This window comes from Ancylobacter sonchi, from assembly GCF_018390695.1.
Lineage (GTDB): Bacteria > Pseudomonadota > Alphaproteobacteria > Rhizobiales > Xanthobacteraceae > Ancylobacter > Ancylobacter sonchi.
Window position 1 is genome coordinate 307,964 of record NZ_JAHBGF010000020.1, and the last position, 24,768, is coordinate 332,731.

A 24,768-nucleotide genomic window follows, 5' to 3' on the forward strand; every position below is an offset into this window, starting at 1 on the left:
AGGGCTTGCGGGGCGCCGTCATCGCGCGCCCCGCACATAGTGCAGGCCGAGAGCCGGCGGCAGGCTGGCGCGGCGGCCGAACAGCACGAGCACCATCAGCACCGCCGCGAAGGGCAGCATCTGGATCACGTCGGTCGGGATGCTGACCCCGGCGACCTGCAGCGCGGTAGTGGCGGACAGGCAGGCACCGAACAAGAGCGCGCCGCAGAGCACCCACAGAGGGCGGCCGCGCGCCTGCATGGCCAGCACGATGCCGATGAAGCCGGCGCCATTGGTCATGAACGGCACGAAGATGCCGGCGCCGACCTGTGACATGAAGGCGCCGCCAATGCCGGCGAGGAAGCCGGTGGTCAGCACGGCGCAGGTCCGCACCCGCGCCACGTCGACGCCGGCCGCGTCGAGCGCCGCCGGCTTGTCGCCGGCCGCCTGCAACGAGAGGCCGAACTGGGTGGAGCGGAACACATAGGCCGTCACCGCCACCGCCAGCACCGCGAGATAGACGATGGGCGGGCGGTCGAACAGCGCCGGCCCGATCACCGGGATCGCTGACAGGCCGGGAATGGCCAGCGTCGGCACCGCCGGCAGGCGGGGATAGCTCTGGGCGAACTGGAAATGGTGTAGCAGCGCGGTGAGCCCTTCGGCGCCAAGCGTCAGGGCGATGCCGATGACGATCTGGCTGAGCCCCATACGGATGCAGAACAGCGCCATCGGCGCCGCCACCAGCACGCCGCCGAGCCCGCCGCCGAGAAAGCCCAGCCACACCGAGCCGGTGGTGTAGGCAACGAGGAAGCCGAGATAGGCGCCGAACAGCATCATGCCCTCGATGCCGATATTCAGTACGCCGGCCTTCTCGGAGATCTGCTCGCCGAGCCCGGCCAGCATCAAAGGCAGGCCAGCGGTGAGAGCGCCGAGCACCAGCGAGGTGAGGAAGGCTTCAGTGAACAGCCCGGACATGGTTGCCTCCGCTCACTTGCCGGCCGCGCGGCGGCGCTGGTCGAGATATTCGGTGATGCCGAGCATGATCAAAAGGATCGCCACCACCACGAGGGTGAAGAAGTTCGGCACCCCGGTGCGCCGCGCCGCGCTCTCGCCGCCGATCGACAGCACCGAGAACAGGAACACGAAGGCGATGGAGGCGAAGCCGTTGAATCGCGCCAGGAACACCAGCGGCACCACGGTGAGGCTGTAGGCCGGGTTCCAGTCGGCGCGCACATTGCCCTGCACGCCCATGATCTCGACCGCCCCGGCGAGCCCGGCCAGTGCCGCCGAGATGGCGAAGGTCGCCATGGTCAGCAGCGGCACGTTGAGCCCGGCATGGATGGCCGCGCGCGGATTGGCGCCGACGATCCTCAGCTTCAGGCCGAAGGAGGTGCGGGTCATCAGCAGGTGCACCGCGACGATGGCGACGAGGCCGATGATCAGCCCGCTCGACACGGTGGTGTCGAACAGGCGCGGCAGCCGGTCGGCGACGATCAGCGTGCGCGTCTGCGGCACGGTGGTGGCGGGATCGCGGAAGGCGAGCTTCACCAGCACATTGGCGAAGGAGACGCCGAGAAAGGTCATCATCAGCGTGGTGATGATCTCGTTGACGCCCTGATAGGCCTTCAGCAGCGCCGGCAGCAACGACCACACCGCCCCGACCATGGCCCCGACCGCGAGGCCGACCAGCAGCACCAGCCAGACCGGAAGATACGGCACCAGCAACGGGCCGAGCGCAGCGACGATCACCGCCGAGAGCAGGAACTGGCCGTCGCCGCCGAGATTCCAGATGCCGGCCCGGAAGGCGACGATCAGCCCCGCCGCGATCAGCAGCAGCGGTCCCATGCGGGTCAGCGTCGCCTGCAGGCCATAGGGGTTGATCAGCCCACGATCGACCACATAGCCGTAATAGGCGATGGGATCGACGCCGAGCGCCAGCAGGACGAGGCCGGACAGCACGATGGCGCCGAGCACCGGGCCGAGCGCCATGGCGACGAGGCGGAGACGCTCGCGCCAGGCGCCGCTGCGCCGGGCGAGGAGGGCGTCGCCGCCGATCTGTGTGGTTTCGCTCATGCCGTCACGCCGCTCATCAGTTCGCCGACCCGGTTGCGGGCGCCGGCATCGTTGTCGACCACCCCGACGATGTGCCCGCGCGACATCACCGCCACGCGGTCGGACAGTTCGAGCACCTCCTCGAGGTCGGTGGAGATCAGGATCACCGCCAGCCCGCGATCGGCCGCCTCGCGGATGCGCTGGCGGGTGGCGCGGATGTTCTGCACGTCGAGGCCGTAGGTCGGCTTGGCGAAGATCACCGCCCGCGCCGGCCCGGACAGCTCGCGCGCCAGCAACGCTTTCTGGATGTTGCCGCCGGACAATTTGCCGATGGCGGTCTCGATCCCCGGCGTGCGTACGTCGAATTCGCCGACCAGCCGCCGCGCATGGTCGGCGATCGCCTCGGGCTGCTCGATGCCGCGCCGCCAGAACGGCGCCTCGCCGACCTGCTTGAGCAGCAGGTTGAGCGAGATGGGGAAGGAGCCGACCGTGCCCTCGCCGAGGCGGTCGTCGGTGACGTAGCGCAGGCCGCGCTGCCGGCGTCCGCCGACGTCGAGCCGTTCGATCGCCTCGCCGCCGAGGAGGATGCGGCCGGCGGCGAGCCGGCGCTGGCCGGCCAGCGCCTCGGCGAACTGCTTCTGGCCGTTGCCGTCGATGCCGGCGAGCCCGACGATCTCGCCCGGCGCCACGGAGAGGTCGATGCCGGCGACCGGCACCGACGGATCGTCGACCGCGAGGCCCTCGATCTCCAGCACCGGCGCACCGCTCGGCCGCGTGCGGACCGTCGTGGCGACGGCCTCCGCGGCGGTGGCACCGGTGCCGAACATCAGGCGGACGATTTCCGCCGTAGCGGCGGCGGGGCCGAGCGCGGCGAGCCGCTCCGGCGCGATCTCGCCCACCTTGCGGCCGAGCCGCAGCACGGTAATGCGGTGCCCGAAGGCCAGCGCCTCGTTGAGCTTGTGGGTGATGAACACCACGGCGATGCCGAGCTTCACCAGCCGGCCCATCAAGGCGCCGAGGTCGTCGGCTCCCTTGGGGGTCAGCATGGCGGTCGCCTCGTCGAGGATCAGCACACGCGAGCCGCGCATCAGCGCCCGCACGATCTCCACCTGCTGCTGTTCGCCGAGCGACAGTGAACCGACCTTGGCGTGCGGATCGATGGTCACGCCGATATCGGCGCAAACGGCCGCCATCTTGCGCGCGACGCCGTCGCGATCCGGCCGCGACCACCAGCTGCCGCCCAGCGCCATATTGTCGACGACGCTAAGCGAGGGCACCAGCATCGAATGCTGGAACACCGTGCCGATGCCGAGCTCCAGCGCGCGGGCGGGCGAGGCGATGCGGACCTCGCGCCCCTCGACGAGGACCCCGCCCTCGTCCGGCAATTGCAGGCCGGAGAGCATGCCGACCAGCGTCGACTTGCCGGCGCCGTTCTCGCCCAGCAGCACATGCACCTCGCCCGGCCAGAGGTCGAACGAGACGCGGTCATTCGCCACCACGCCGGGAAAGCGCTTGGTGACGTGATCGAGCGAGACGACCGGCCGCGTATCGGCCAATGGCTCGGAGGGACTGAGGGTCTGGGTCATGATCCGAACAGGGGACGGCCGCCGGCGCAGGCGCCAGACGCCGTCGGAACAGGAGGCGACGCTACGGCGTCGCCGGGCGTGTCGCGGGCACCGCTGGCGGCACCCGCGACGATCCGGAGGTCACTGCGGCAGCTGCGACACCAGCTTGTGCACGCTGTCGGCGTCGTACTTCGCCGTCACCTTGATCTTGCCGTCGATGACATCCTTCTTCAGCGCCTCGATCTGCGCCCAGACGTCATCGGGAATGTGCTTGGTCTTCAGCAGCTTGACCGAGCCGTCCTTGAGATTGATGTCGTAATTGCGCGAGCCGTAGCTGCCGGCCTTGAGGTCGGCGATCATCCCCGCATAGACCGGCTCCAGGTTCCACACCACCGAGGAGAGCAAATTGCCCTTGTCGATGGCGGTCTTGTCGCCGATCACGTCGATGAAATAGACCGGGCCGCCATTGGTCGCCTTGTTGGTCTCCACCGCCTGCAGCATGCCGAAGGACGAGCCGTTGCCCTGGCCGAAGATGATGTCGGCGCCGGCGGCGATCAGCGCCTCGGTGACGCGCTTGCCACCCGCCGCATCGGAATAGGCCGCCGGGCCGATCACCGCGTAGCGCACATTGATGCCGGCCTTCTCGGCCTTCGCGCCTTCCGCGAAGGCGGCGGACTGCGAGTTCCACGACGGCGGTTCGCCGGACACCACGATGCCGACCGTGCCGGTCTTGCTCATCTTGGCGGCGAGGCGGCCGGCGAGATAGGCGCCCTCATGGCCGCTGGCGGTGTAGTCGGCGACCGTGCCGGCCTTCTTGGCGTCGGGGCGGTCGACGATGGCGACCGGGACCTTCATCTCCTCGCCGATTTCCGGGGCGGAGGTGTTGTAGCCGCTGGCATGGGCGATCAGCAGGCCGGCGCCGTCCTGCGCCATTTCGCGCAGCGTCGGGCGCACGTCGCCATAACCGAGATTGTCGGCGACCAGCACCTCGACGCCGGCGGCCTTGCCGGCCGCCTTGGCGGCATCGATGCCTTGCTGGTTCCAGCCGTAATCGGTGCCGGGCTCCGGCGTCAGGATGGCGATCGACTTGAGCTCGGCCGCGTGGGCGAAAGAAGCCGCGCCGAGCAGCAGGGCAATCGCCATGCCGTGCAGAATGGTATTTTTCATGGAAGGTCCTCTTTATGGTCCGACGGAAATTTATATTCCATGATCGGACATTTTATACTATTTAAGGGACATTAATGTTTGGAGTCACGTGGGTATGCGAAGAATTTTTGCTATTCTATGCTTATTGTATTCTGCGGCTTCTTCTTCGGCGAAGGCCGAGGAGGCCCTCGTGGTCGAACGGGGCGTGGAAGGGCTTGTCGCGGTCACCTTCCATATCGAGAACGCAACGCGCCGGCCCATCACCTGCTCGGCCGCCATCGCGCACTGGTATTCGGCCAAGATCGGCATGCTGTCGCCGGGCGGCCGTTTCGATGCGAAATTCTGGTCGAAGCCGGCGACCGGCGAGGTATTCCTGCTCAACGACAAGCAGGACCGCATGCCGATCCAGCGCCTGTGGTGCGGCTTTGCCGGCGCCGATGTCTCGACGCGCAGCGAGATCGCGCTCGCCCGTCGTGCCGGTGCCGCCGAGCCGGCCATCGATCTGGTCTGCGTGTCCAGGGCCGACGAACGCGCGCTGGACTGCCGCCGCCGTGGGGGCGAATGATCGGTCGGGTCCTGGTCCGGGGCTCGGCATGCCGGATTCTCCCGCAATGGCGCGCACCGCGCTGACATGTCCGTCGTTCTCAACCAAAAAGCCAGAACCACGAGATTTGGTCAAGCGAAACGGTGCCGTATACGGTCGGAAAAAATTGGTTGGAGCGGTTGGTGCAGTTTGTGGTGATTAATTTTTGAGCAGAACATTCTCGCGTTTTTCGGGAGCATATGCACAATTTTCGCCATTTCGATCCGATGTATGGATAATAATATTCCAAATTTCCGGAGTCGGACTGAATTTTGTGCGGTCGAATGGCGCAGTGAGGGGTCTTGACCATTTCGGTCATTCAATGGTTGGATCGTGTCAGCCCGAGCCCGATGGCAAGGTCGATGCGGCGGTACCCCGCGCAGTGTCGCCTCGCCGACAGCTGCGACCAGGTCGATCAAGACGGCGTCCGGGAAACGGGTTCTTCAGAGGAGAGCGGACGATGAACGCGCAGACGGCGAAGCGGGAACTCCAGGGCGAGCTTCCGGCCGGCCACAAGCTCAAGACCGGTGAGGAGTTCAAGGCCTCGCTCGACGACGGCCGCGCGCTGTGGGTCGGCGGCAAGCGCATCGCCAAGGTGTTCGACGATCCGGCGCTGTCGGCCGGCGTCGACCTCGTCGCCTCGATGTTCGACGACCAGTTCAAGCCGGAATTCGCCGAGGCCACCACCTATGTCGACGAGAGCGGCGCGGTGGCGAGCCGTTCCTGGCAGGTGCCGCGCACCAAGGAAGACCTCGCCGATCGCCGCAAGATGATCGAGTACACCAGCCTCAAGACCGCCGGCACCTTCGGCCGTCCGCCGGATCTCGCCCCCGCCATCGCGGTCGGCCTGCTCGCCTATCTGCCGACCTTCAAGGCCAAGAAGTCGCTGATCGAAGGCTGCTCGCCCGACTTCGCCGAGAATATCGAGCGCTATGTCGCCTATGGCCGCGACAACAATCTCACCGCCTCCGAAAGCCTTACCGGCCCGCAGAACGACCGCTCCTCGCCCAAGGGCGCCGAAGCCTCGCTGCTCAAGGTGAAGAGCGTCGAGAAGGGCGGCATCCGCGTCTCCGGCGCCAAGACGGTCGGCTCGATCTCGGCTCAGGCCAACGAGATCTTCTTCACCAATCTCGGCGGCATCCGCGAAACCCCGGCCGAGGCCTGCATCTGGGCGTCGGTACCGATCAACTCCGACGGCATCAAGCTGATCTCCCGCGAGATGGTCTCCCATCCCGGCGCCGATCCGTTCGATCATCCGGTCGCCCGCCTCGGCGAGGAAGCCGACCAGCTGATCATCTTCGACAACGTCTTCGTGCCGACCGACCGCATCTTCAACCTCGGCGACCCGACCGCCATGTCCTATTACGGGCCGGTCTGCGTGTTCGCCCACTGGCACGTGCTCACCCGCCTCACCGTGAAGGCGGAGCTGTTCGTCGGCGCCGGCCAGCTGGTGCTCGACGTGCTCGGCACCTCGACCATCCCGGCGGTGCAGGGCATGCTGGGCGAGATCATCCAGTACGCCCAGACGCTGCGCGCCTTCGTCACCGCCGCCGAGGCGCTGGCCAAGCCCACCGAGGGCGAGGTGATGGCGCCCGACGTCGGCATGCTCACCGCCGGCCGGCTCTATTCCATCGAGCACTATCCGCGCATCATCCACATCCTGCAGGAACTGTGCGGCCAGGGCCTCGTCATGCGCTTCGGCAAGGCCGCCTTCGACAATCCGGAGATCGGCCACCACCTGCACGACCTGCTGCCCGGCAAGGGCGTCAGCGCCGAGGTGAAGGAACTGCTGATGAACTTCATCTGGGACATGACGTCGTCCTCTCTGGCGGGCCGTGTCGCCCTGTTCGAGAACGTCAACGCCTCGCCGGCGCCGCGCCTGCGCGAGCGTCTCTACAACGAGGTGAAGCGCGACGCCTTCATCGCGCAGGTGAAGACCCTCGCCGGCATGCCCTGAGCGGCGATGCCCGACATTCCGGGCCGCCGGCAGCGGCGGTCCGGGCCCTCTCACGCCTGCGATGCATGACCGGAGGCCCGGCATGGCCCAGCCAGTTGCCGACCCGTCCCGCCCCACCGTCGATCCGGTCGAGGCCTTCTATGCCGCCTACAACGCCCACGACGCCGCTGCCGCCGCCGCGCTCTATGCCGAGGATGGCTGGCACGAGGAGGCACACAATGGTGCCCGTCGCACAGGTCGCGACGCGCTGGAGGCGGGTCTCGACCGCTTCTTCGGCTTCATCGTCGATGCGCACTGGCAGCCGCGCGAGCGGATCGACGCCGGTCCGCGCGTCGCGGTGGTCTATACGCTGACCGGCCGGCTCGGCGTCGACATCAAGGGCCGGTCGACCCGCGGGCTCGCCATCGAGCTCAAGGGCGTGCATCTCTTCGACATCGCCGATGGCCGCCTGCTCGGCACGTGCGACTATTGGGACCCGATAATGTTCCAGCGTCAGATCGAGGCCGCAGCATGAGCGCCGACGCCGATACGCCCTGCCACGCGGGCTTTGCCGAGTACGAGGCCTATGACGCCACCGGCCTCGCGGCGCTGGTGCGCGCCGGCGAGGTGACGCCTGACGAATTGCTCGATGCCGCCCTGTCGCGCATCGCGGTGCATGAGCCGCGCCTGCACGCGCTGGTGCATCGCTTCGAGGAGAAGGGGCGGCAGGCGATCGCCGCCGGTCTGCCGGATGGGCTGTTCACCGGCGTGCCGTTCCTGGTGAAGAATACCGGCTTCGAGATGGACGGGACCATCCTGTCCACCGGCTCCAACCTGTTCCGCGACGTGGTGTCGAGCCGCGATTCGACCCTGGTGGCGCGCTACAAGGCGGCCGGCCTCGTCATCATCGCCAAGACGAACACCCCGGAATTCGCGCTGAGCTTCACCACCGAGCCGGACGCCTTCGGCCCGACGCGCAACCCGTGGAACCCCGATCTGAGCCCCGGCGGTTCCTCGGGCGGCTCCACCGCCGCCATCGCCGCCGGCTATGTGCCGATGGCCAACACCTCGGACGGCGCCGGCTCCACCCGCCTGCCGGCCTCGCATTGCGGCCTGTTCGGCTTCAAGCCGAGCCGCATGGTCAATCCGCTCGGCCCGGTGGTGGTCGAGGCGATTGCCGGCATGTCGACCCCACATGCCGCCAGCTGGAGCGTGCGCGACAACGCCGCCCTGCTCGACGCCAGCGGCGGGCCGGATGTCGGCGACCCCTATCTCTCCCCGGTCGGGGAGGAAAGCTACCTTTCGCAGCTGGAGCGCGACCCGCCGCCGCTGCGCATCGGCTTCACGCCGGAATCGCCGCTCGGCACTCCGGTCGACCCCGAATGCCGGAGGGTGGCGCAGGAGGCGGCGGCGCTATGTGCCGAGCTCGGTCACCATGTCGAGATCTGCGAGGCCGGCTACGACGCCCATGCGCTAAAGGCGGCCTGGCGCATCATCGTCGGCGTCAACATCACGCCGGCGGTGGAGATGCGGGGCCGGGCGCTCGGTCTCTCCGATCCGCTCGGCCACATCGAACCGGTCAATGCGGAATGGGTGCGCGAGGCGCGGGCGCTGCCGGCGACCGCCTATCTCGGCGCGGTCAACATGCTGCACCAGACCGCCCGTTCGCTCGGCCGCTTCTTCCAGAAATACGACGTGCTGCTGTCGCCGACCGCCGGCGAGCTGCCGCCGCCGCTCGGCAAGCTTGCCGGTGCCGGCAAGGGCCTCGACGATTTCTACGACGCCTTCTGGACGCATGCGCCGTTCACCTGCGCCTTCAACGCGTCGGGCTGCCCGGCGATGAGTGTGCCGCTCGGCATGTCGGCGAGCGGATTGCCGGTGGGCGCGCATTTCGGCGCCGGCTTCGGCAAGGACGGGATGCTGTTCGCCTTGGCCGGGCAACTGGAGCGGGCGCGCCCGTGGTTCGGCCGCCGGCCGTCGCTAGCCAGCCGATGAGGTCATCGATGAACGAGACGACGCCTGCTTCCCTGGTTGCCCTATCGGCACGCGAGGCGGCCGCGCGGGTCGCCGCCAACACCCTCGCCGCCGAGGCGGTGGCCGCGGCCTTCGCCGAGCGGATCGCCGCTCGCGAGCCGGTCGTCCAGGCCTGGGCGCATTTCGACCGCGACCGCGCGCTGGCCGAGGCGCTGGCCGCCCCGGCCGGGCCGCTGGCCGGCGTCACCTTCGGCGTCAAGGACGTGATCGACACCGTCGACATGCCGACCGGCTACGGCTCGCCGGTCTATGCCGGCTACCGGCCGGCCTGGGACGCGCCCATCGTGGCGCTCACCCGCCGGCTCGGCGGCGTGGTGCTCGGCAAGACGGTGTCGACCGAGTTCGCCATGGCGAGTCCGGGCAAGACCCGCAACCCGCACAATCCCGACCATACGCCGGGCGGCTCGTCGAGCGGCTCCTGCGCGGCGGTTGCCGCCGGCATGGCGCATGTCGCCTTCGGCACCCAGACCGCCGGCTCCATCGTGCGGCCGGCCAGCTATTGTGGCGTGGTCGGCTACAAGCCGAGCTTCGGCACGCTGAACCGCGCCGGCATCAAGCCTCTGTCCGACAGCCTCGACCATCTGGGGTTGATCACCCGCGACGTGCGCGACGCCGCCTTCGCCGCCGCGGCGCTCGCCGAGCGGCCGGCGCTGGCGGAGGGGTCGATTACCGGTCCGCTGCGGGTCGGTCTGTTCCGCACCTCCCGCTGGGCCTCCGCCGAGCCCGCCACCCGCGCGGCGCTGGACCGGACGGTCGCCGCCATCGAGGTGGCTGGCGGCACGGTGCGCGAATTGCCGGTGCCGGACCTCTTCGAGCAACTTTATGCGCTGTTCGACGCGGTGATGGGCTGGGAGACGCCCCATACGCTCGCCTATGAGCGTCAGGTGCTGGGCGAGCGCATCTCGCCGGTCACCCTCGGCTTCCTCGATACGCTGGCGAAGGCGACGCGCGATCAGTACGACGCCGCGCTGGCGGTGCTGAAGCGGCGCGACGCCATCGTCGAGGAACTGCTCGACGGCTGCGACGTGCTGATCACCCCGGCAGCGCCGGGCGAGGCGCCGGCCGGGCTCGGCAGCACCGGTGACCCGGTGTTCAACAAGCCCTGGACGCTGCTGCATGCCCCGGCGCTGACGGTGCCGGCCGGGGTTGGGCCGAGCGGCCTGCCGGTGGGCGTGCAGGTGGTCGGCCGCATCGGCGAGGACGCCCACACGCTGGCCGCCGCCGCCTCTATCGAAGACGCGCTGAAGGCCCGGACGTCATGAGCGCGCCCGCGGCGCATGACGCGGAGGCCGGTGCCATGGCGCCGAGCCTGTCGCATGCCGCCGATCCGGAACTCACCAGCGCCTTCAAGCACGCCATGGGGCGTCTCGCCGGCGCGGTGTCGCTGATCACCGCCGGCCAGGGCAAGGAGGCGCGCGGCCTTACCGCGACAGCGGTATGCAGCGTGTCGGTCGCACCGCCGACGCTGCTGGTCTGCGTCAACCGCCATGGCGAGGCTCACCACGCCATCGCCCGGTCCGGGGCCTTCTGCGTCAATGTCCTCGCCGAGCACGACCGGCCGATCGCCGACCGCTTCGCCGGCCGGCACGGCCATGCCGGCGCCGACAAGTTCGACGCCGCCGACTGGTTGTCGCTGGCAACCGGGGCGCCGGTGCTCGGCGATGCGCTGGTCAGCATCGACTGCACGCTGGTCGAGCATGTCGATGCCTACACCCACACGGTCTTCTTCGGCACCGTGCGGGCGGTGCGTCTCGGCGCGACGGCGCCGCCGCTCATCCATTTCGACCGCGCCTATCGCTCGCTGGCCTGAGCCGGCATCGACCTCTCATTTCCGCAGGACCCCGGCAAGGGAAGGCAATCATGGCAATCAGTGATCTGGCGCTCATCGACGCCTGGAAGGACGTGCTGACTCTCTCGAAACTCACGCCCGGCGAGCAGGTGTCGCTGCTGGTCAGCGACGACAGCAACCCGCAGCTCGTCTCGACCGCCCGTACCGCGGTCGGCCAGCTCGGCGGCGTGCTCACCATCCTGCAGCTGCCGCCGCTCAATGGCGACGTGGCGCTGTCGCGCGACAAATCCGGCTATGTCGGCCACACCGCGCTGAAGGGTAACCGCCCGGCGCTGGAGGCGATGAAGCATTCCGATCTCGTCATCGACACCATGATGCTGCTGTTCTCGCCGGAGCAGGAGGAGATCCTGAAGACCGGCGCCCGCATGCTGCTCGCCTGCGAGCCGCCGGAGGTGATGCTGCGCATGAAGCCGACGCTCGACGACGCGCGCCGTGCAACCAATGCCGCCGCCCGCCTCGCCAAGGCGAAGACGCTCACCGTGACCTCGAAGGCCGGCACCGATTTCCGCTGCTCCATCGGCCAGTACCCGGTGCTGAAGCAGCAGGGCTTCGTCGACCGCAAGGGCGGCTGGGATCACTGGCCGAGCTGCTTCGTCGCCACCTGGCCGGATGAGGGCTCCTGCGAGGGCGTCATTGTCATCGACACCGGCGATATCCTGCTGCCGTTCAAGCGCTATGCCCGCGAGCCGATCCACATTTCCATCGAGGGTGGCTGGATCCGCAAGATCGAGGGCGGCTTCGAGGCGGAATATCTGCGCAGCTACATGGACAGCTTCAACGACCCCGATGCCTACGCCATGGCGCATGTTGGCTGGGGCCTGCACAGACGAGCGCACTGGACCACGCTCGGCCTCTATGACCGCGAGGCGGGCCTCTCCATGGACGCGCGCTCCTTCTACGGCAACTTCCTGTGGTCGAGCGGCCCGAATACCGAGGCTGGCGGCACCCGCGACACGCCCTGCCACATGGATATCCCGCTGCGCGGCCATTCGCTGTCGCTCGATGGCGAGCCGATGACCATCGACGGCAAGGTGATCCCGGAAGACCAGAACTGAGCAGGTTCCGGCGGCGGAGAGGCTCCGCCGCCGGAATGGCCGGGGGTCAGGCCTTCGCGGCGGCGGCCTTGGCGTCCTCTTCCGCGAACACTTCGCGGGCGACGCGGAAGCTGTCGAGCGCGGCCGGCACGCCGCAATAGATCGCGACCTGCAGCAGCAGCTCGCGGATTTCCTCGCGCGACAGCCCGTTATTGAGGGCGCCGCGCACATGGAGCTTGAGTTCATGCGGGCGATTGAGTGCCGCGATCATGCCGATGTTGAGGATGGAGCGCTCGCGGCGCGCCAGTCCCTCGCGGCCCCAGACCTCGCCCCAGCAATATTTGGTCACCAGCTCCTGCAGCGGACGGGTGAATTCGTCCATCTCGGCCAGCGATTTGTCGACATAGGCGGCGCCCACCACGGCGCGGCGGATCTCAAGTCCCTTTTCGAAGAGGTCGTCGGTCATTGATGGGTCTCCGGATCGTTGAGCGGGTCGGAAAGTGTAGGGGCGAGCGCGACGCGCGCGGCCTCCGCGACATGCCGTTCGGCGAGCGCGGCGGCGTGGTTGCCGTCGCGTCGGTGCAGCGCGTCGACGAGGGCGTCGATCTCGGCGAGCGAGGCGCGCTTGCGGGCGGGATCGGCCAGCGAGCGGCTGCGCAGCAGGCTGATGCGGGCGTTCAGCCGGTCGATCAGTTCGCGTGCCACCGGATTGGCGGCGCCGGCGCACAGCGTGCGGTAGAAGTCGAGCTTGGCGGCGAGCAGGTCGCCGAGCGATTCCGCCTCATAGGCACGGCGCAGTTCGGCGTGAGCCGTCGCGAGCGCCGCCAGGGCCGTCTCGTCGGCGCGTTCGCAGAACTGGCGCGCCGTCAGCCCTTCGAGCACGGCCCGCACCGCATAGATGTTCTCCGCCTCGGCGCGGCTGAGCACGGCGACCGACAGGCCGCGCGCCCCGGCGACCAGCAGGCCGTCGACCTCGAGCTCGCGCAGCGCCTCGCGCAGCACGGTGCGGCTGACGGCGAGCTCGGCGCACAGCTCCTTCTCGATCAGCCGCTGGCCGGCGGGGAGGCGCCCGGTCTCGATCAGCTGGCGCAGCGTCGCCACCAGCTTGCGCCGCAGCGGCGCGCTTTCCTGGCCAATCGGGCCGATGCCGAGCGAGGAGCCGGCCAGAGGGGAGCCGGTTGGAGGGGCGCTCATTCAGTCGGCCAGCAGGAATGCATCGACCGCCGCATGGAAGGCATCCGGCCGGTCGAGATTGGACAGATGCCGGGCGCCCTCGATCTCGACATAGTCGGCGCCGGGGACGAGGGCGGCGATCTCCTGCGACAGCTTCGGCGGCGTGCGGTTGTCGCTGGTGCCGACGACGACGCGGGTCGGCACCTTAACCGCCTTGTAGAGCTCGACCACATCGGCGGTGAACACCGAGCGCGCCGCCTCGACATAGGCGTCGGCCGACATGTTGGCGATGGAGGCGACGAGTTCGTCGACGTGAGCGGGGTCGCCGTCCTCCACCAGCGTGTCGCCGGCGTAGAAGCGGGCATAGGCCTCCATCGAGCCCTCGCGGATGGTCTTCTCGATGGTGGCCGCCCGAACCGCTCCCGCCTCGCCCTGGGTGGCGAAGCTGCCGGCGATGACGAGGCGCGACACCAGCTGCGGCGCGAGGTCGACGAGATGCGCGGCGATCGGGCCGCCCATGGAGATCGCCACCACCCGGGCCGGCTGGCCGCCGAACGCGTCGAGCAGCGCGGCGAGATCGCCGGCGACATCGCGCACCGTGAAGCCGCCATTGCGGGTCGAGCGGCCATGGCCGCGCGCGTCGACGGCGATGACGTCGAACCGCGCCGACCAGCGGCGGATCTGCTCGCGCCACAGCCAGCCGGCGGTGCCGAGGCTGTGGATCAGCAGCAGCTTCTCGCCGCTTCCGGCCCGGTCATAGCCGAGGCGTTCGCCGTTCAGGTCGATCAGTGCCATCGCGAAGGTTCCTCAGTGGGGCGGCCGGCTTCGGGGCCCTATCTTCGTCATACCGTATTATTGTCGTACAATAAAAGTCAAACGGCGATGTCCCGTGCCTGCCTTCCGGGCGGGGGCATCGAGCCGGCAGTCTCAAGGAGAGTGACATGAAGATCGAAGTGCATGGCGACGGCGTCTACGGAGTCGAGTACACCCGCCGGGCCGACGGCAACCACATCTCGTCGGCGCAGCTGGCCGAGTTCGCGACCACGCTCGACGAGGTGCTGGCGATGCCCGGCCTGCGCGCCGTGGTGCTGTCCGGCGAGGGGGAGCATTTCTGCGCCGGCCGCGTCGGCCTGCGGGGGCTGACCTCCGCCGCCGATGTGCGCGACGATCTCAACCTGATCCTCGAGGTGAACGACCGGCTGCGCCATTCGCCGGTGCCGTTCGTCGCGGCGGTGGAGGGCAAGGCGCTCGGCTTCGGCTGCGGCTTCACCACCCAGTGCGACATCGCCATCGCCGCCGAGGATGCGGTGTTCGCGCTGCCGGAAATGTCGCACAAGCTGCCGCCGCTGATCGTGCTGTCCTATTTCGCCAAGTTCGTGCCGTTCAAGAAGGCCTTCGAGCTGGCGCTGACCAGCCGGCATTTCGGCGCCGCCGAGGCGAAGGAGATCGGCATCGTCACCGAGGTGGTGGCGCCGGGCACGGCGCTGCGCCGCGCCGTCGAATTCGCCCGCCTCATCGCCGGGCTCGATGCCGAATCGGTGACGATGCTGCGGGCGTTCTCGCGCCGCGTCGCCGGCCTGTCGGACGCGACCGAGGCGAACAACGCCGTCGCCACCATGGCGATCGCGCTGGCGGCGCGCGCTCATTGAGATCGGGCCGAGCGGGGAGGCCGTGAGCATGGACAGTGTGCTTTTCATCGGCGCGGGGCGGATGGGCGGCCTGATGGCGGCCCGCCTCGCCGATAGCGGGGTGCCGCTCGCCGTCGCCGATCTTTCCGAGGAGGCGCTGGCCCCGTTCCGCGCGCGGGGCCTGCCGGTGGCGACCCGGGCGGCCGACCTGCCGGGCGCGATCGTCGTCACCATGCTGCCGACCGACCGGCACGTGCGCGACGCCTTGCTCGGCGAGGGCGGTGCCTGCACCGGCCGGCCGCGCGAGATCGTCGTCGACATGTCGACCGCCGCGCCGGCCAGCACCATCGCCCTGTCCGCCGATCTCGGCGGGCAGGGAGTCATGGTGCTCGACGCGCCGGTGAGCGGCGGCATGGCGGGCGCGCGCGCCGGCACGCTGACGGCGATGGTCGGCGGCGCACCGGAGGCCTTCGCCCGGCTGCGGCCGCTGCTCGGGCTGATGTGCGGCGAGGTCATCCATGTCGGGCTGGTCGGCTCCGGCCATGTGATCAAGGCGCTCAACAACTACCTGTCGGCGGCGACGCTGTGGAGCGCCACCGAGGCGCTGATCGTCGGCGAGCGGCTCGGCCTAGATCCGGCGGTGATGCTGAAAGTGTGGAGTGCGGGCTCCGGCAAGAGCCACGCCACCGAGGTGAAGCTGCCCAACCACGTGCTCACCGGCACCTATGATTTCGGGCAGACGCTGGAGCTGTTCTGCAAGGACATCTCCATCGCCGTCGACCTCGCCCGCCGCGCCGATGCCGAGACGCCGACCCTCGACACGCTGCTCGCCTTCTGGTCGGCGGCGCGCGACCGGCTCGGCGGGCAGGAGGACATCACCGCCATCGCCCGGCTGATCGGCGCCAGCGGTGCGGCCGCCGGATCGATCCTGGCGGCACGGCCACCTTCCGAGGGTTGATCCGATAGGCGGCTGCAGGATGCGGCGACACCGGCGCGAAACGGTAAGGTCCCGCCTCGCCCGGCCGGGGTTTCCGATCCGCCCGAGGGGGCCGGCTAGCCTTGGGTGATGGCGGCCTGGGGACCGGGACCCTCGACCTGCGAATCGCGGTCGCGCATGGAATTCTGCGTGCGCTCGATGGCGCCGGAGAGTTCGCGGTACAGTTCGATGTCCGCCGCCAGCAGCTCGCGGGCGATCTCCTTGTCGGCGAGGCCTTCCGCGAGCTTGGTGACGCCCGGTGACGGCGGCGGAATCTCCCACGTCCCGAGATCATGTTCGAGATGGGCGCCGACCAGCAGCAGGAAATGCTCCAGATTGGAGCGAAGCTGCACCGCCTTCATGTTGGAGAGCGCATCGAGCGCGCTGGGCACGGCGACAAGCGACAGTGCTTCATCGGCATTGTGGCAGGTCAGGAGACGGGTGAGCGGATTGGACAGCAGGCGGCGCTCCTCGGGAGACAGCCGCAGCATCCACGCCCCGAAATCGTCGGCGTCCTTGAGTTCCTTTCCCTTCACAGCGTCGACGAGGCTCGTCAGGCCGATATTGCCGAGCTGCTTGACCGTATCGTCGCTGTTGCGGGAGATCCATTCCAGCGTCAGCAACTGCTCGGCGAGTTCCTCGACGGGATCCCTCACAGAGGTGCAGATGTCGAAGCCGCTTCGTTGCAGGAAGACCTCGAATTCGGCGAGGTAGACCCGCCCGGAAATGTAGATGGAATTACTGTAGTTGATGTCGATGACGCTGCGCGTGGTGTCCGGCGGCAGTGCCTCGATGCGCGGATAGCTCATCTGGAAGAGCGAATCGAAGAGGCGGTTGAGCCGCACATTCGGCAGGACCTGGGTCTCCAGGCGGAACAGCTTGCGCTGGATGGTCGGGACACCGTAGCGCCGCCGATAGACGAGCGTCTGGGTGTGCACGTCGTAGACGTCGATCTGGTGGCGCCGGGCGAGGCCGGACACCGCGGCCTCGTCGACGACGAAACCGCACATGCCGGTATCGTGCAGGCCCTGTTCGCGCAGCAGCGGGCGCATCACCCTGGCCTGGACCTCCGCCAGCTTCTCACTGCCCTCGAACACCGTGACGCTGGGCGTATGCGACGGGTTGTCCGGCATGATCCAGCCCACGATCCGCGTGCCGGCATCCTCGTCGACGCTGAACAACATGTCGTCCGCTCCAGGTGAGAGCCCTCAGGTGGCTCTTCGCAATACGTTCGAGAATGACGGTCGCGGTTCAATACCGGCTGTCGTGGTTCAATGTGGCGCAGGTAATCGCCCCCAGCCACGCCACGAAGGCGAGGAAGGTGACGAGCAGCCATTGCTGATAGCGCCACGCCTGCGACGCCTCGACTGGCAGCGACGGTGCGATGAAGGTGTAGATGAAATAGGTGTGTTCGCGCATGAGCTGCGAGGCGCTCTCCACCGCCAGCGTGGAGGTCTGCACGCGGGTGAGCGCAAAGCGCCGGTTGAGGTCGAGCTCCTCATAGGCTTCCAGTGCGTTGACCGCCGCGCGCACGTCGGCCTCGTAGCCGGTGATGCGGTCGCGCAGGCCGTCCACCTCGGAGACCAGCGATTTGGCCCGCTGGCGCAGCATGGCCGCCGAGGGCGAATTGGAGTTCTCCGCCGTCTGCAGAACCTGGAGCTCGCGCTGCATCAGGATGCGTTCGCCCTCGAAGCGGGTCAGCGAATTCTGTGCGGCCGTCGCCGCCTCCTTCGGATCGACCGTGGCCAGCACCTGGCGCATCTCGCTGATCTGCTGGAGCTTCTTGGCATATTCCTCGTTCGCGAGGTTCAGCTCCTGCTGGGCCCGGTCGAGCGCATCCCTGCGGCCGCGGGTTTCCAGGTCGTTCAGCAGCACCTCGCTGCGCCGGATCATCAGTTCCACCGTCGCCTGGGCATCCTCGGGAGTGAAGCCCCAGACCTTGAGGACGATGGTATTCGAGCGTCGATCGACGGCGGCCATGGCGTGGCGCATCCAGAAGCGCCACATCTCCTCGAGGGTGGCATCGGCGGGCAGCCGCGACAGATAGTCGACGGAAGGAAGCGAAAACCGCTCCTTGAGCCAGCCTTGCTGCCGGAGCTCCTGCACGAAGGCCCGGCTCATCAGGAAATTGGTGATGACGAAGGGGTTCTGCTCGAAATCGTCGTCGCCGCCGGAGCCACCCTTGATGAGGGACATGGCCGAGCGGGCCAGCGAGGCTTCATCCTTGCCGGACGAATCCTTGCTCACGGCCGCCAGCAGTTCGCCCGTCGCGGCCTGCTGGGAGAGCCGGAGTGCGAAGCGCGCTTCGGAAATATAGAGATTGGAAGAGACGACAAAGACATAGAAGCCGTAGACGATCGAGACGACCACGGCCAGCGCCAGCGCTGCCGTGACGAAAAGATGCTTGGGCACGAATTCGCGAAGGCGGGTTTGGAATGTCCGCGGGGTGGCCGCGGCAACGGTCCCGACGGGAATGGCGACCGGCGCGAACCCGCCTTCCTTTGCCTTCTTGGCAGGCGGTTTTGGCTTAGCGGCTTGCGTCATGGCCGGCCTTTTTCAGGACGACAATATCCTGGAAGTCGTGAATCGCACCCGATGCCACCTCGACCACCTCGAACCACCGGCTCCAGACGCTGCGTATATAGCGTTCGGAGATGAAGGTTATGCCATAGGGATGCTCGTCGGTGGTCAGGTGCCCCGCCTGCACTACGAAACTGTAGCCCGAGCCATATTCGAAGACGCGCCGCGCCCGCTCGATATCCCATGTCGGGATGCTGAGCATGTCGACGATCTTGGCCTCCGTCAACGCGCGCGTCAGCGCCCGCTGGCCGTGCACGGACAGGAAGAGATAGCCGCCGGGCCGGGTCAATCGGGCCAGGTCGGCGAGATGGATCAGCTGGTCGGCCTCGCAGAGATGGCTGAACACGGAGATGCTGACGACCGTGTCGAAGCTCTGGTCGTCGAGCGGCAGCGGGGTCGCCGGCTGCGTGTGATGGGCCTCGACGTGGCGCAGGCTGGACCCGATCCAGCTGACGTGGCGTTTGTCGATGTCGACGCCGACATAGCGATGGTCGTAACCGTGGAAAAGCCGTGCGAGCCGGCCGACACCCACCCCGAAATCCAGCAGGTCGCCGAATTGCGAGGGAGGATGCGGACTGACCTGCGCCAGTGCCCGCACGAGGTCGATGCCGTGACGGGCGAAGTCCTGCTCGCTCATCAGGCCGCTGGTATTGTGCATCAGTTCGGCGGGCGGAAACGGCGCGAGCCGGGCGCGGTCATCCGCCGTCTGGGTGGCGAGGTTCAGCTGCAGCCACTCGTCAAGGTCGCCAGTGATGCCGGGCGTTGATGCGAGGGCCATGGAAAACTCCGGCGCGGTGGACGGCGCGTCGAACCTCTGGGCCCAAACCGCAGCTTTCAATCCCTGAAAGCTGAATCCCTTCATGCGACTTCCTCATAGATGCGCATCAGGTCGTCGACCATATGGCGCGTGGTCCTTTCGTAGCCGATCCGCCGGCTCATGGCACGCGCCAGCGTCGGATCACGCGTAAAATGCTCCATCGCTGCCGCGAGGGACGTCGCGCTTCCGCGGGCAAAATATACGCCATATTCCAGGGGAGGAACGAATTCTGTCATGCCGGCGACGTCGGCGATGATGACGGGCGTGTGCGTCGCCAGCGCCTGGAGCAGGATCAGCGGGCTGTTCTCGTACCAGATCGAGGGAATGACCAGCACGTCGATCTCGGCGAGGCGTTGCGCCATCTCCTCGACGGGGAACGTGCCCTGGAAGCTGACCGGCAGCCAGGCGGCCTTGCGGCGCAGCTCGATGGAGTAGGCGCGATCGGTCTGCTCGCTGCCCCATATGCTCAGCCGCGCCTTGTCGTGCGCGATGGCTTCCAGCGCCTCGACCAGCAGGTGGACGCCCTTGTGCCGCGCCAGCTGGCCGATGAAGCCGAAATGGATCTTGCCGTCCGTCCGTTCCGGCTTGGGGGCACGGTCGATGTCGATGCCGAAATGGCTGATCTCGAGCCGCCCTTCGAAGCCGTTGCGGCGATAGGCGTCGTGCAGGAAGCGGGTGGGGGCGACGGCCGCGTCGAATTTTCCATAGGCGTCGGCGAGGATGGCCGGGCGCTCGACGATCGCCTCGATATCCTCGCGCCAGGCGGCTTTCAGCGTCGGCATGGCGAAGCGCGCGACGCGCGACGAGATCGGCCGCAGCGCCCGATGGCCGGCATAGCGGGTCAGGCGGGCATTGCCGGGCCCGGCCACTTCCTTGAGGAAGCAGTTGAGGCAATTGGTCCGGTAGCGGTCGGGTCCGAGGCAGAGCGAATCGTTGTGAGTCTGCAATTTGTTATTGAAGCAGATGCCGTAAAAGTCCGTGAACGTGCCCACGGTCGGGATTCCGAGGCTATCTAGGACTTCGAGCAACGCCGTGGTATGGTTGACCAGATGGCAGACGTGGACGACGTCCGGCTTTTCGCGTCGCAGGATGCGCTCCAGCACGGTGCGCAACTCCGGCATGTAGTAGGTGTCGCGGACCACGCGGTTTGGAATGAGGTTGCGGTCGAAGCGGAGAACGCCGGTACCTTCCCACTCGTATTCCTCGATGAAGGCGGTCTGCGCGGATTCTCCGGCGAATGTTGCGGTAACGATTTTTACGGTGTGCCCCAGCTCCCGGAGGTTCCTGGCCACCACTCGCGTATAGCTTTCCGTGCCATAAAAATGGTCCGGGAAGTAGCAATGGACGAAAAGGACGATTTTCATCGCGTGGTTCCGGGTCGCTTCGGCGGCGGATTGCATGTATCTTGCACTGCACACATTGTTTTGTACGAATTCAGGGTCCGCAACGGGATGGGCGATGAGGTCATTTTAATGCGGGTGGGGCAATCTATGGTCCTGAAAATCAGCTCAGTCGCCACATGACAGCATTGGTCATCGGAGCGCGAGGCTTTCTGGGGACGGCGCTGTGTCGCGAATTGGTGCGACAGGGCGGGCCGTTGAAGGGAACTGTTTTCCGGGGGCATTCCACCACTGACGGCCCATTCCCGATTCACCGCGTGGATCTCGCCAAGACTTCCCATAAAGTATTTTGCCGGCTCCTTGAGGACGTCGACACCGTATATCATCTCGCCTGGTCCTCTATACCGCAGACGGCTACCGCCGATCCTCTTTCCGATCTACGCAATAATGTCGTCGGACTTGTTAAGCTTCTGGAAGCGGTTCGCCAGCGTCCGAGCGTGCGTGTGGTTTTCGCGTCGTCCGGCGGCGCTGTCTATGGGCCGGCCCGCTATTTGCCGATTGACGAGGGCCATCCGACCAGCCCGGTGAGCGCCTATGGCGCTTCCAAGCTCGCGGCGGAGAACTATCTCGCCTTCTATGCCGCCCAGTATGAAGTCAACAGCGTCAGCCTGCGGATCAGCAACGCCTATGGCACCGGCCAGAACATCGCCAAGGGCCTGGGGGCGGTGACCGCGTTCACCCACGCGGCGGTCGAGGGACGTCCGATCACCATCTACGGCGACGGGTCGACGCTGCGCGACTATGTCTGGGTCGACGATGTCGTGAGCGCGCTCATCGCGGCCGGCAAGAGCCGCGACGTGATTGGCCCGGTCAATGTCGGTTCCGGCGTGGGGTCCACCCTGCTCAGCATCATCGACGAATTGGAACACCACCTTCGGGGGCGTCCGAACGTGATCATGCGCGAGGCACGGCGTTTCGACGTGCCGGCCTCCCAGCTCGACATCCGCCTGGCGGCGAATGTGCTGGGCTGGAAGCCCGCGGTCGACCTGCGTTCGGGGATCGATTTTCTGTGCAGCCATTTTCAGAGTTTGCTGCCGCTGCGCGCAGCGCAGTGAGTTCTGGCGAGCGACCGTGATGCAGAACAACTCCCTGGTCACTTCGGCCATGACCGTCGCCGATACGCGGCGCGCCCTTGCCGAGCTCGATGCGACCGGTCCCCGCTTAAGTCAGAGGTTGCGGGCGCATTTCCGCGTTGTGCGGGCGGTTTTCCTGCGCGACGTCAGGACCCGGGTCGCCGGAACGCGCTTCGGCTTCCTGCTGTCGCTTTTCCAGCCGCTCAGCCATATCGGCATCATGCTGACGATCTACTACATATTGGGTCGTTCCACGCCGATCGGCACCGACACGACGATGTTTCTCGCCACCGGCGCGTTGCCGTTCGTCGTGTTCGTCTATGGGTTTCGTCAGGTGAAGACGGCGCCGCAGGCGAACAGGAGCCTGCTCAGTTTTCCGGGCGTGACGTTGATCGACCTTATCGTCGCGCGCTGGATCGTCGAGTTGCTGAGTTCCGTCTGCGTGTGCCTCTTCACGCTTGGCACGCTGGCGCTGCTCGGATTCGACGTCGTGATCTTCAATGTCCCGCAATTTTCCTTCGTGATGTTCCAGGCCTATTTGCTTGGCATCAGCCTGGGGGTGCTGTTTGCGGTTCTGGGGCTGTTGTCACCGCTCGCCCTCATTATTTCGAATTTGCTGATACCTTTGACGTGGATAACGTGTGGTGTTCTGTTTCTTCCGGCGATGTTGCCGGATCAACTGGCCTACTGGGTCTGGTTTCTGCCGCTGACGCAGATCGTTGATGCGTCGCGTACGGCCTATTACGGCTACTACATCAGCGATTTCTACAACGGCTACTATATTGCCGGGCTGATGCTGGCCTTCGTGGCGATCGGGGTTATTCTGATGCACGTGCTCCGTACCACGCTCAGCGAGGCGCTTTAGGCCGCCGTTCGCCGCGCGGGTTCGCGGCGGTCCGTCGTCGCGGCGTTCCTCCGGCAGGGGCATGCCGGCTGCGGCAGGGCCGGCGGCGATGCATCGGCCGCCATGGTGCGCCGGAGCACGATACCTCAGCGTACGATACCCTCGGCGCGGTCCGGGCGTTCAGGGGTCCTTGACCAGCGTGGCGGTGACCACTCGGTGATCCGCTCGAGATGGCGCGTCCACTGCTCGGGCTTCACCGCTTTGTTGCCGATCTGATCGTCGACGTGATAATTGACGATCAGGCTGTCGTCATGGTCTGCCACCGGCTCGGGAAGCTGCGCCCTGCTGCCGATCATGCCGGTCATGAAGACCCTGACCTGCCGCACGTCCTGCCGGGCATTCTGCAGGCAGTAGAGGTGCAGCGGCACCGGGCAGGCCTTGAGCGCCTCGAGGGCAATGAAGCGCTCGGGGAACTGCCGGGCGAGTTCCGGCAGCAACAGCTCCGGATAGCCGAATTTCAGCACCTTGGAGAGCGCGCTCCGGCGCTCCTTCAGCAGGCCGGTGTTCGGGTTGTTGAGGAGGCAGCTGGCGCCGGGAAGCCACGATGCCAGCACCAGCGAGGCGAAGCCGCCGCCGGCGAACCCGATGAAGACGATGTTCCTGTCGGCGATGCCCAGCTGATCGCGGAGTTTGCCGACGATGCGCGCGATGCCGGGCAGCGTCCAGTGTTCCGCGGTGCCGAGGCCGAAGCCCGACTGCACCGCCTCGTCGAGCGCGGCGGTCGGATCCTGCTAGACCAGCGTGTTGTAGGGTAGTTTCCGGAGCCTGTCGGCCCGCAGGAAGCCGCGCGAGCCGTCCCCGGATCGATCCGACCCGTGCGGGCAGAGCACGATCAGCGGCAATCCCTAGCCCTTGGGCGAGAACAGGAAGCCATAGGGAAGCGCCTGCGACGTCACCTCATAGGTGGCGGCGGCACCGAGGTCGAAATCGAAGTCGAAATCCGAGCTTGAAGAAACGTCCGGCTGAGGCGCATCGGCAAACGGGGCTGTGATCGTTTTCGACATTGGTCTCTTTTTACGAAGCGACGTTGCAAACTCGGCCGCAGCATACAACACCGGACGCCACGGCATGATCAATGACGTCGAACCTATCGAACCGCAGCGGCCCCGTCCAGGCGGGGCTTGTGTGCGGGGCCTGCGGGCCGCCGGTCAGAAGCGGTCGTCGAGGAAATACCACTGGTCGGCATGCGCGCGGATGATCGGCTCGATCAGCGTGTTCAGATAGGCGATGTCGTCGAGGACGGTGCCGTTCGGCCCCGCCGCGTCCGACAGCCGGAAGATGTCGCCGGCATGCAGCTCGAAGCGGCTCTTGTGGAGGCGGACGCAGTGGCAGACCACCAGCTCGGCGTCGCAGCTGCGGGCGAAGCGCGACACCAGGCCGAGATTGCCGCCCTCGTGCGGTGGCCGGCCGAACAGCGGCGCCATGGTCTCGCCGCCGCGGGCATCGTCGCCGAAGATGGCGAACGGCCGCGCGCTCCTCAGCAGCCTCAGCGCCTCGCGCACGCCGCGCGGCCCGGGATGCAGCAGGGTGACGCCGAGCTCGGCGCGCACCTTCTGCACGATGGCGTTGTGCACCGCCGGCTCCGGCGGCAGGTAGAAGCTGTTGATCGGCAGGCCGAGATGCGACAGCGCCGCCGGGAACACCTCCCAATTGCCGGTGTGCAGCATGACCATCACCATGGGGCGCGGCGGCGACCAGCCGGTGCGGAACTTGTCGGGGTTGAAGCTCACGCGTCCCTCGGCGATGAGGCGGTGCAGCAGCGAGAATTCGGCATAGACCCGCCCGACATTGTCGAGGAAGCGCTGGACGCCGACCTCCACCTCGTCGTCGGACCAGTCCGGCTTCAGCCGGCGCAGATTGTGCCGGGCGCCGGTGATGATGTGCGGCAGGTTGCGCTTGACGTTACGCCGCACCAGCAGGCTGCCGAGGTCGGACGCCGCGTCGATCGGCGCCCGGCGCAGCACCTGATGCAGGCCGAGATGCCAATAGTCCTCCAGCCTTTCGCGAAAGCCCTCGCGGATGACGTCGTTCGCGGTCAT

Annotated in this window: 25 protein-coding genes; 11 read left to right on the forward strand and 14 right to left on the reverse strand. The window is 67.3% G+C overall.

Annotated elements, in window-relative coordinates; translation table 11 throughout:
- Window positions 1–18: 18 nt before the first annotated feature.
- The 4 genes from KHC28_RS12145 to KHC28_RS12160 all read right to left on the reverse strand — a co-directional run bounded on the left by KHC28_RS12145 (window position 19) and on the right by KHC28_RS12160 (window position 4,763).
- Window positions 19–954, reverse strand: coding sequence for a putative B6 ABC transporter permease subunit 1 (locus KHC28_RS12145; protein WP_214008613.1), 936 nt, complete (start codon window positions 952–954; stop codon window positions 19–21).
- 12 nt (window positions 955–966) lie between these two features.
- Window positions 967–2,052 carry a putative B6 ABC transporter permease subunit 2 gene (locus tag KHC28_RS12150; protein WP_214008614.1) on the reverse strand — a complete coding sequence of 362 codons (1,086 nt, stop codon included), beginning with the start codon at window positions 2,050–2,052 and terminating at the stop codon, window positions 967–969.
- The gene (locus tag KHC28_RS12155; RefSeq protein ID WP_214008615.1) at window positions 2,049–3,617 is read right to left on the reverse strand and encodes a putative B6 ABC transporter ATP-binding protein; all 1,569 of its coding nucleotides are present in this window, start codon (window positions 3,615–3,617) and stop codon (window positions 2,049–2,051) included. The genes KHC28_RS12150 and KHC28_RS12155 overlap by 4 nt, the downstream gene beginning before the upstream one ends.
- 120 nt (window positions 3,618–3,737) lie before the next feature.
- The gene (locus KHC28_RS12160; RefSeq protein WP_214008616.1) at window positions 3,738–4,763 is read right to left on the reverse strand and encodes a putative B6 ABC transporter substrate-binding protein; all 1,026 of its coding nucleotides are present in this window, start codon (window positions 4,761–4,763) and stop codon (window positions 3,738–3,740) included.
- A 169-nt stretch (window positions 4,764–4,932) separates the two neighbouring features.
- Here KHC28_RS12160 and KHC28_RS12165 point away from each other — a divergent pair, with 169 nt between their 5' ends.
- The 7 genes from KHC28_RS12165 (at window position 4,933) to KHC28_RS12195 (ending at window position 12,199) form a co-directional block, all read left to right on the forward strand.
- Window positions 4,933–5,307 carry a hypothetical protein gene (locus KHC28_RS12165; protein ID WP_214008617.1) on the forward strand — a complete coding sequence of 125 codons (375 nt, stop codon included), beginning with the start codon at window positions 4,933–4,935 and terminating at the stop codon, window positions 5,305–5,307.
- Between the two features lie 478 nt (window positions 5,308–5,785).
- Complete coding sequence (locus KHC28_RS12170; protein WP_214008618.1) at window positions 5,786–7,282, forward strand: 4-hydroxyphenylacetate 3-hydroxylase N-terminal domain-containing protein; 1,497 nt, start codon at window positions 5,786–5,788, stop codon at window positions 7,280–7,282.
- Between the two features lie 82 nt (window positions 7,283–7,364).
- Window positions 7,365–7,796: a nuclear transport factor 2 family protein gene (locus KHC28_RS12175; RefSeq protein WP_214008619.1), complete on the forward strand. Its 432-nt coding sequence runs from the start codon at window positions 7,365–7,367 to the stop codon at window positions 7,794–7,796.
- A complete protein-coding gene (locus KHC28_RS12180) occupies window positions 7,793–9,256 on the forward strand; it encodes an amidase (RefSeq protein WP_214008620.1) in 1,464 nt (487 codons plus the stop codon). The genes KHC28_RS12175 and KHC28_RS12180 overlap by 4 nt, the downstream gene beginning before the upstream one ends.
- 8 nt (window positions 9,257–9,264) lie before the next feature.
- A complete protein-coding gene (locus KHC28_RS12185) occupies window positions 9,265–10,557 on the forward strand; it encodes an amidase (protein WP_214008621.1) in 1,293 nt (430 codons plus the stop codon).
- The gene (locus KHC28_RS12190) at window positions 10,554–11,105 is read left to right on the forward strand and encodes a flavin reductase family protein (protein ID WP_246564711.1); all 552 of its coding nucleotides are present in this window, start codon (window positions 10,554–10,556) and stop codon (window positions 11,103–11,105) included. The genes KHC28_RS12185 and KHC28_RS12190 overlap by 4 nt, the downstream gene beginning before the upstream one ends.
- 50 nt (window positions 11,106–11,155) lie before the next feature.
- Window positions 11,156–12,199, forward strand: coding sequence for a 2,5-dihydroxypyridine 5,6-dioxygenase NicX family protein (locus KHC28_RS12195; RefSeq protein ID WP_214008622.1), 1,044 nt, complete (start codon window positions 11,156–11,158; stop codon window positions 12,197–12,199).
- Between the two features lie 46 nt (window positions 12,200–12,245).
- On the opposite strand, the gene pcaC is transcribed toward KHC28_RS12195, so the two are convergent.
- Genes pcaC through KHC28_RS12210 form a run of 3 tightly spaced genes read right to left on the reverse strand, consistent with a single transcriptional unit; the run spans window position 12,246 to window position 14,146 of the window.
- Window positions 12,246–12,644, reverse strand: coding sequence for a 4-carboxymuconolactone decarboxylase (gene pcaC / locus KHC28_RS12200; protein ID WP_214008623.1), 399 nt, complete (start codon window positions 12,642–12,644; stop codon window positions 12,246–12,248).
- Window positions 12,641–13,372 carry a GntR family transcriptional regulator gene (locus KHC28_RS12205; protein WP_214008624.1) on the reverse strand — a complete coding sequence of 244 codons (732 nt, stop codon included), beginning with the start codon at window positions 13,370–13,372 and terminating at the stop codon, window positions 12,641–12,643. Before KHC28_RS12205 ends, pcaC begins: the two co-directional genes overlap by 4 nt.
- Window positions 13,373–14,146, reverse strand: a complete 774-nt coding sequence (locus KHC28_RS12210) for an alpha/beta fold hydrolase (RefSeq protein ID WP_214008625.1) — start codon at window positions 14,144–14,146, stop codon at window positions 13,373–13,375.
- A gap of 146 nt (window positions 14,147–14,292) precedes the next feature.
- Here KHC28_RS12210 and KHC28_RS12215 point away from each other — a divergent pair, with 146 nt between their 5' ends.
- Window positions 14,293–15,000 carry an enoyl-CoA hydratase/isomerase family protein gene (locus tag KHC28_RS12215; RefSeq protein ID WP_214008626.1) on the forward strand — a complete coding sequence of 236 codons (708 nt, stop codon included), beginning with the start codon at window positions 14,293–14,295 and terminating at the stop codon, window positions 14,998–15,000.
- Between the two features lie 28 nt (window positions 15,001–15,028).
- Window positions 15,029–15,937 (forward strand): NAD(P)-dependent oxidoreductase, encoded by a 909-nt coding sequence (locus KHC28_RS12220; RefSeq protein ID WP_214008627.1) that lies wholly within the window; start codon window positions 15,029–15,031, stop codon window positions 15,935–15,937.
- Between the two features lie 95 nt (window positions 15,938–16,032).
- On the opposite strand, the gene KHC28_RS12225 is transcribed toward KHC28_RS12220, so the two are convergent.
- The 4 genes from KHC28_RS12225 to KHC28_RS12240 form a co-directional block, all read right to left on the reverse strand.
- Window positions 16,033–17,139, reverse strand: a complete 1,107-nt coding sequence (locus KHC28_RS12225; protein ID WP_214008628.1) for a hypothetical protein — start codon at window positions 17,137–17,139, stop codon at window positions 16,033–16,035.
- Between the two features lie 67 nt (window positions 17,140–17,206).
- On the reverse strand, window positions 17,207–18,367 hold the full coding sequence (locus KHC28_RS12230; RefSeq protein WP_214008629.1) for a KpsE/RkpR family capsule polysaccharide export protein: 1,161 nt from the start codon (window positions 18,365–18,367) through the stop codon (window positions 17,207–17,209).
- 115 nt (window positions 18,368–18,482) lie between these two features.
- Window positions 18,483–19,313, reverse strand: a complete 831-nt coding sequence (locus KHC28_RS12235) for a class I SAM-dependent methyltransferase (protein ID WP_214008630.1) — start codon at window positions 19,311–19,313, stop codon at window positions 18,483–18,485.
- A gap of 80 nt (window positions 19,314–19,393) precedes the next feature.
- Complete coding sequence (locus tag KHC28_RS12240) at window positions 19,394–20,716, reverse strand: glycosyltransferase family 4 protein (RefSeq protein ID WP_214008631.1); 1,323 nt, start codon at window positions 20,714–20,716, stop codon at window positions 19,394–19,396.
- A 155-nt stretch (window positions 20,717–20,871) separates the two neighbouring features.
- Between KHC28_RS12240 and KHC28_RS12245 the strand changes: the two genes are divergently transcribed.
- On the forward strand, window positions 20,872–21,807 hold the full coding sequence (locus KHC28_RS12245) for an NAD-dependent epimerase/dehydratase family protein (protein WP_214008632.1): 936 nt from the start codon (window positions 20,872–20,874) through the stop codon (window positions 21,805–21,807).
- A gap of 19 nt (window positions 21,808–21,826) precedes the next feature.
- Window positions 21,827–22,690 (forward strand): ABC transporter permease, encoded by an 864-nt coding sequence (locus KHC28_RS12250; RefSeq protein WP_214008633.1) that lies wholly within the window; start codon window positions 21,827–21,829, stop codon window positions 22,688–22,690.
- A gap of 125 nt (window positions 22,691–22,815) precedes the next feature.
- On the opposite strand, the gene KHC28_RS12255 is transcribed toward KHC28_RS12250, so the two are convergent.
- From KHC28_RS12255 to KHC28_RS12265, 3 genes are all read right to left on the reverse strand, one after another.
- On the reverse strand, window positions 22,816–23,430 hold the full coding sequence (locus KHC28_RS12255) for a hypothetical protein (protein ID WP_214008634.1): 615 nt from the start codon (window positions 23,428–23,430) through the stop codon (window positions 22,816–22,818).
- A 144-nt stretch (window positions 23,431–23,574) separates the two neighbouring features.
- The gene (locus tag KHC28_RS12260) at window positions 23,575–23,733 is read right to left on the reverse strand and encodes a hypothetical protein (protein ID WP_214008635.1); all 159 of its coding nucleotides are present in this window, start codon (window positions 23,731–23,733) and stop codon (window positions 23,575–23,577) included.
- 144 nt (window positions 23,734–23,877) lie between these two features.
- On the reverse strand, window positions 23,878–24,768 hold the full coding sequence (locus KHC28_RS12265; protein ID WP_214008636.1) for a lysophospholipid acyltransferase family protein: 891 nt from the start codon (window positions 24,766–24,768) through the stop codon (window positions 23,878–23,880).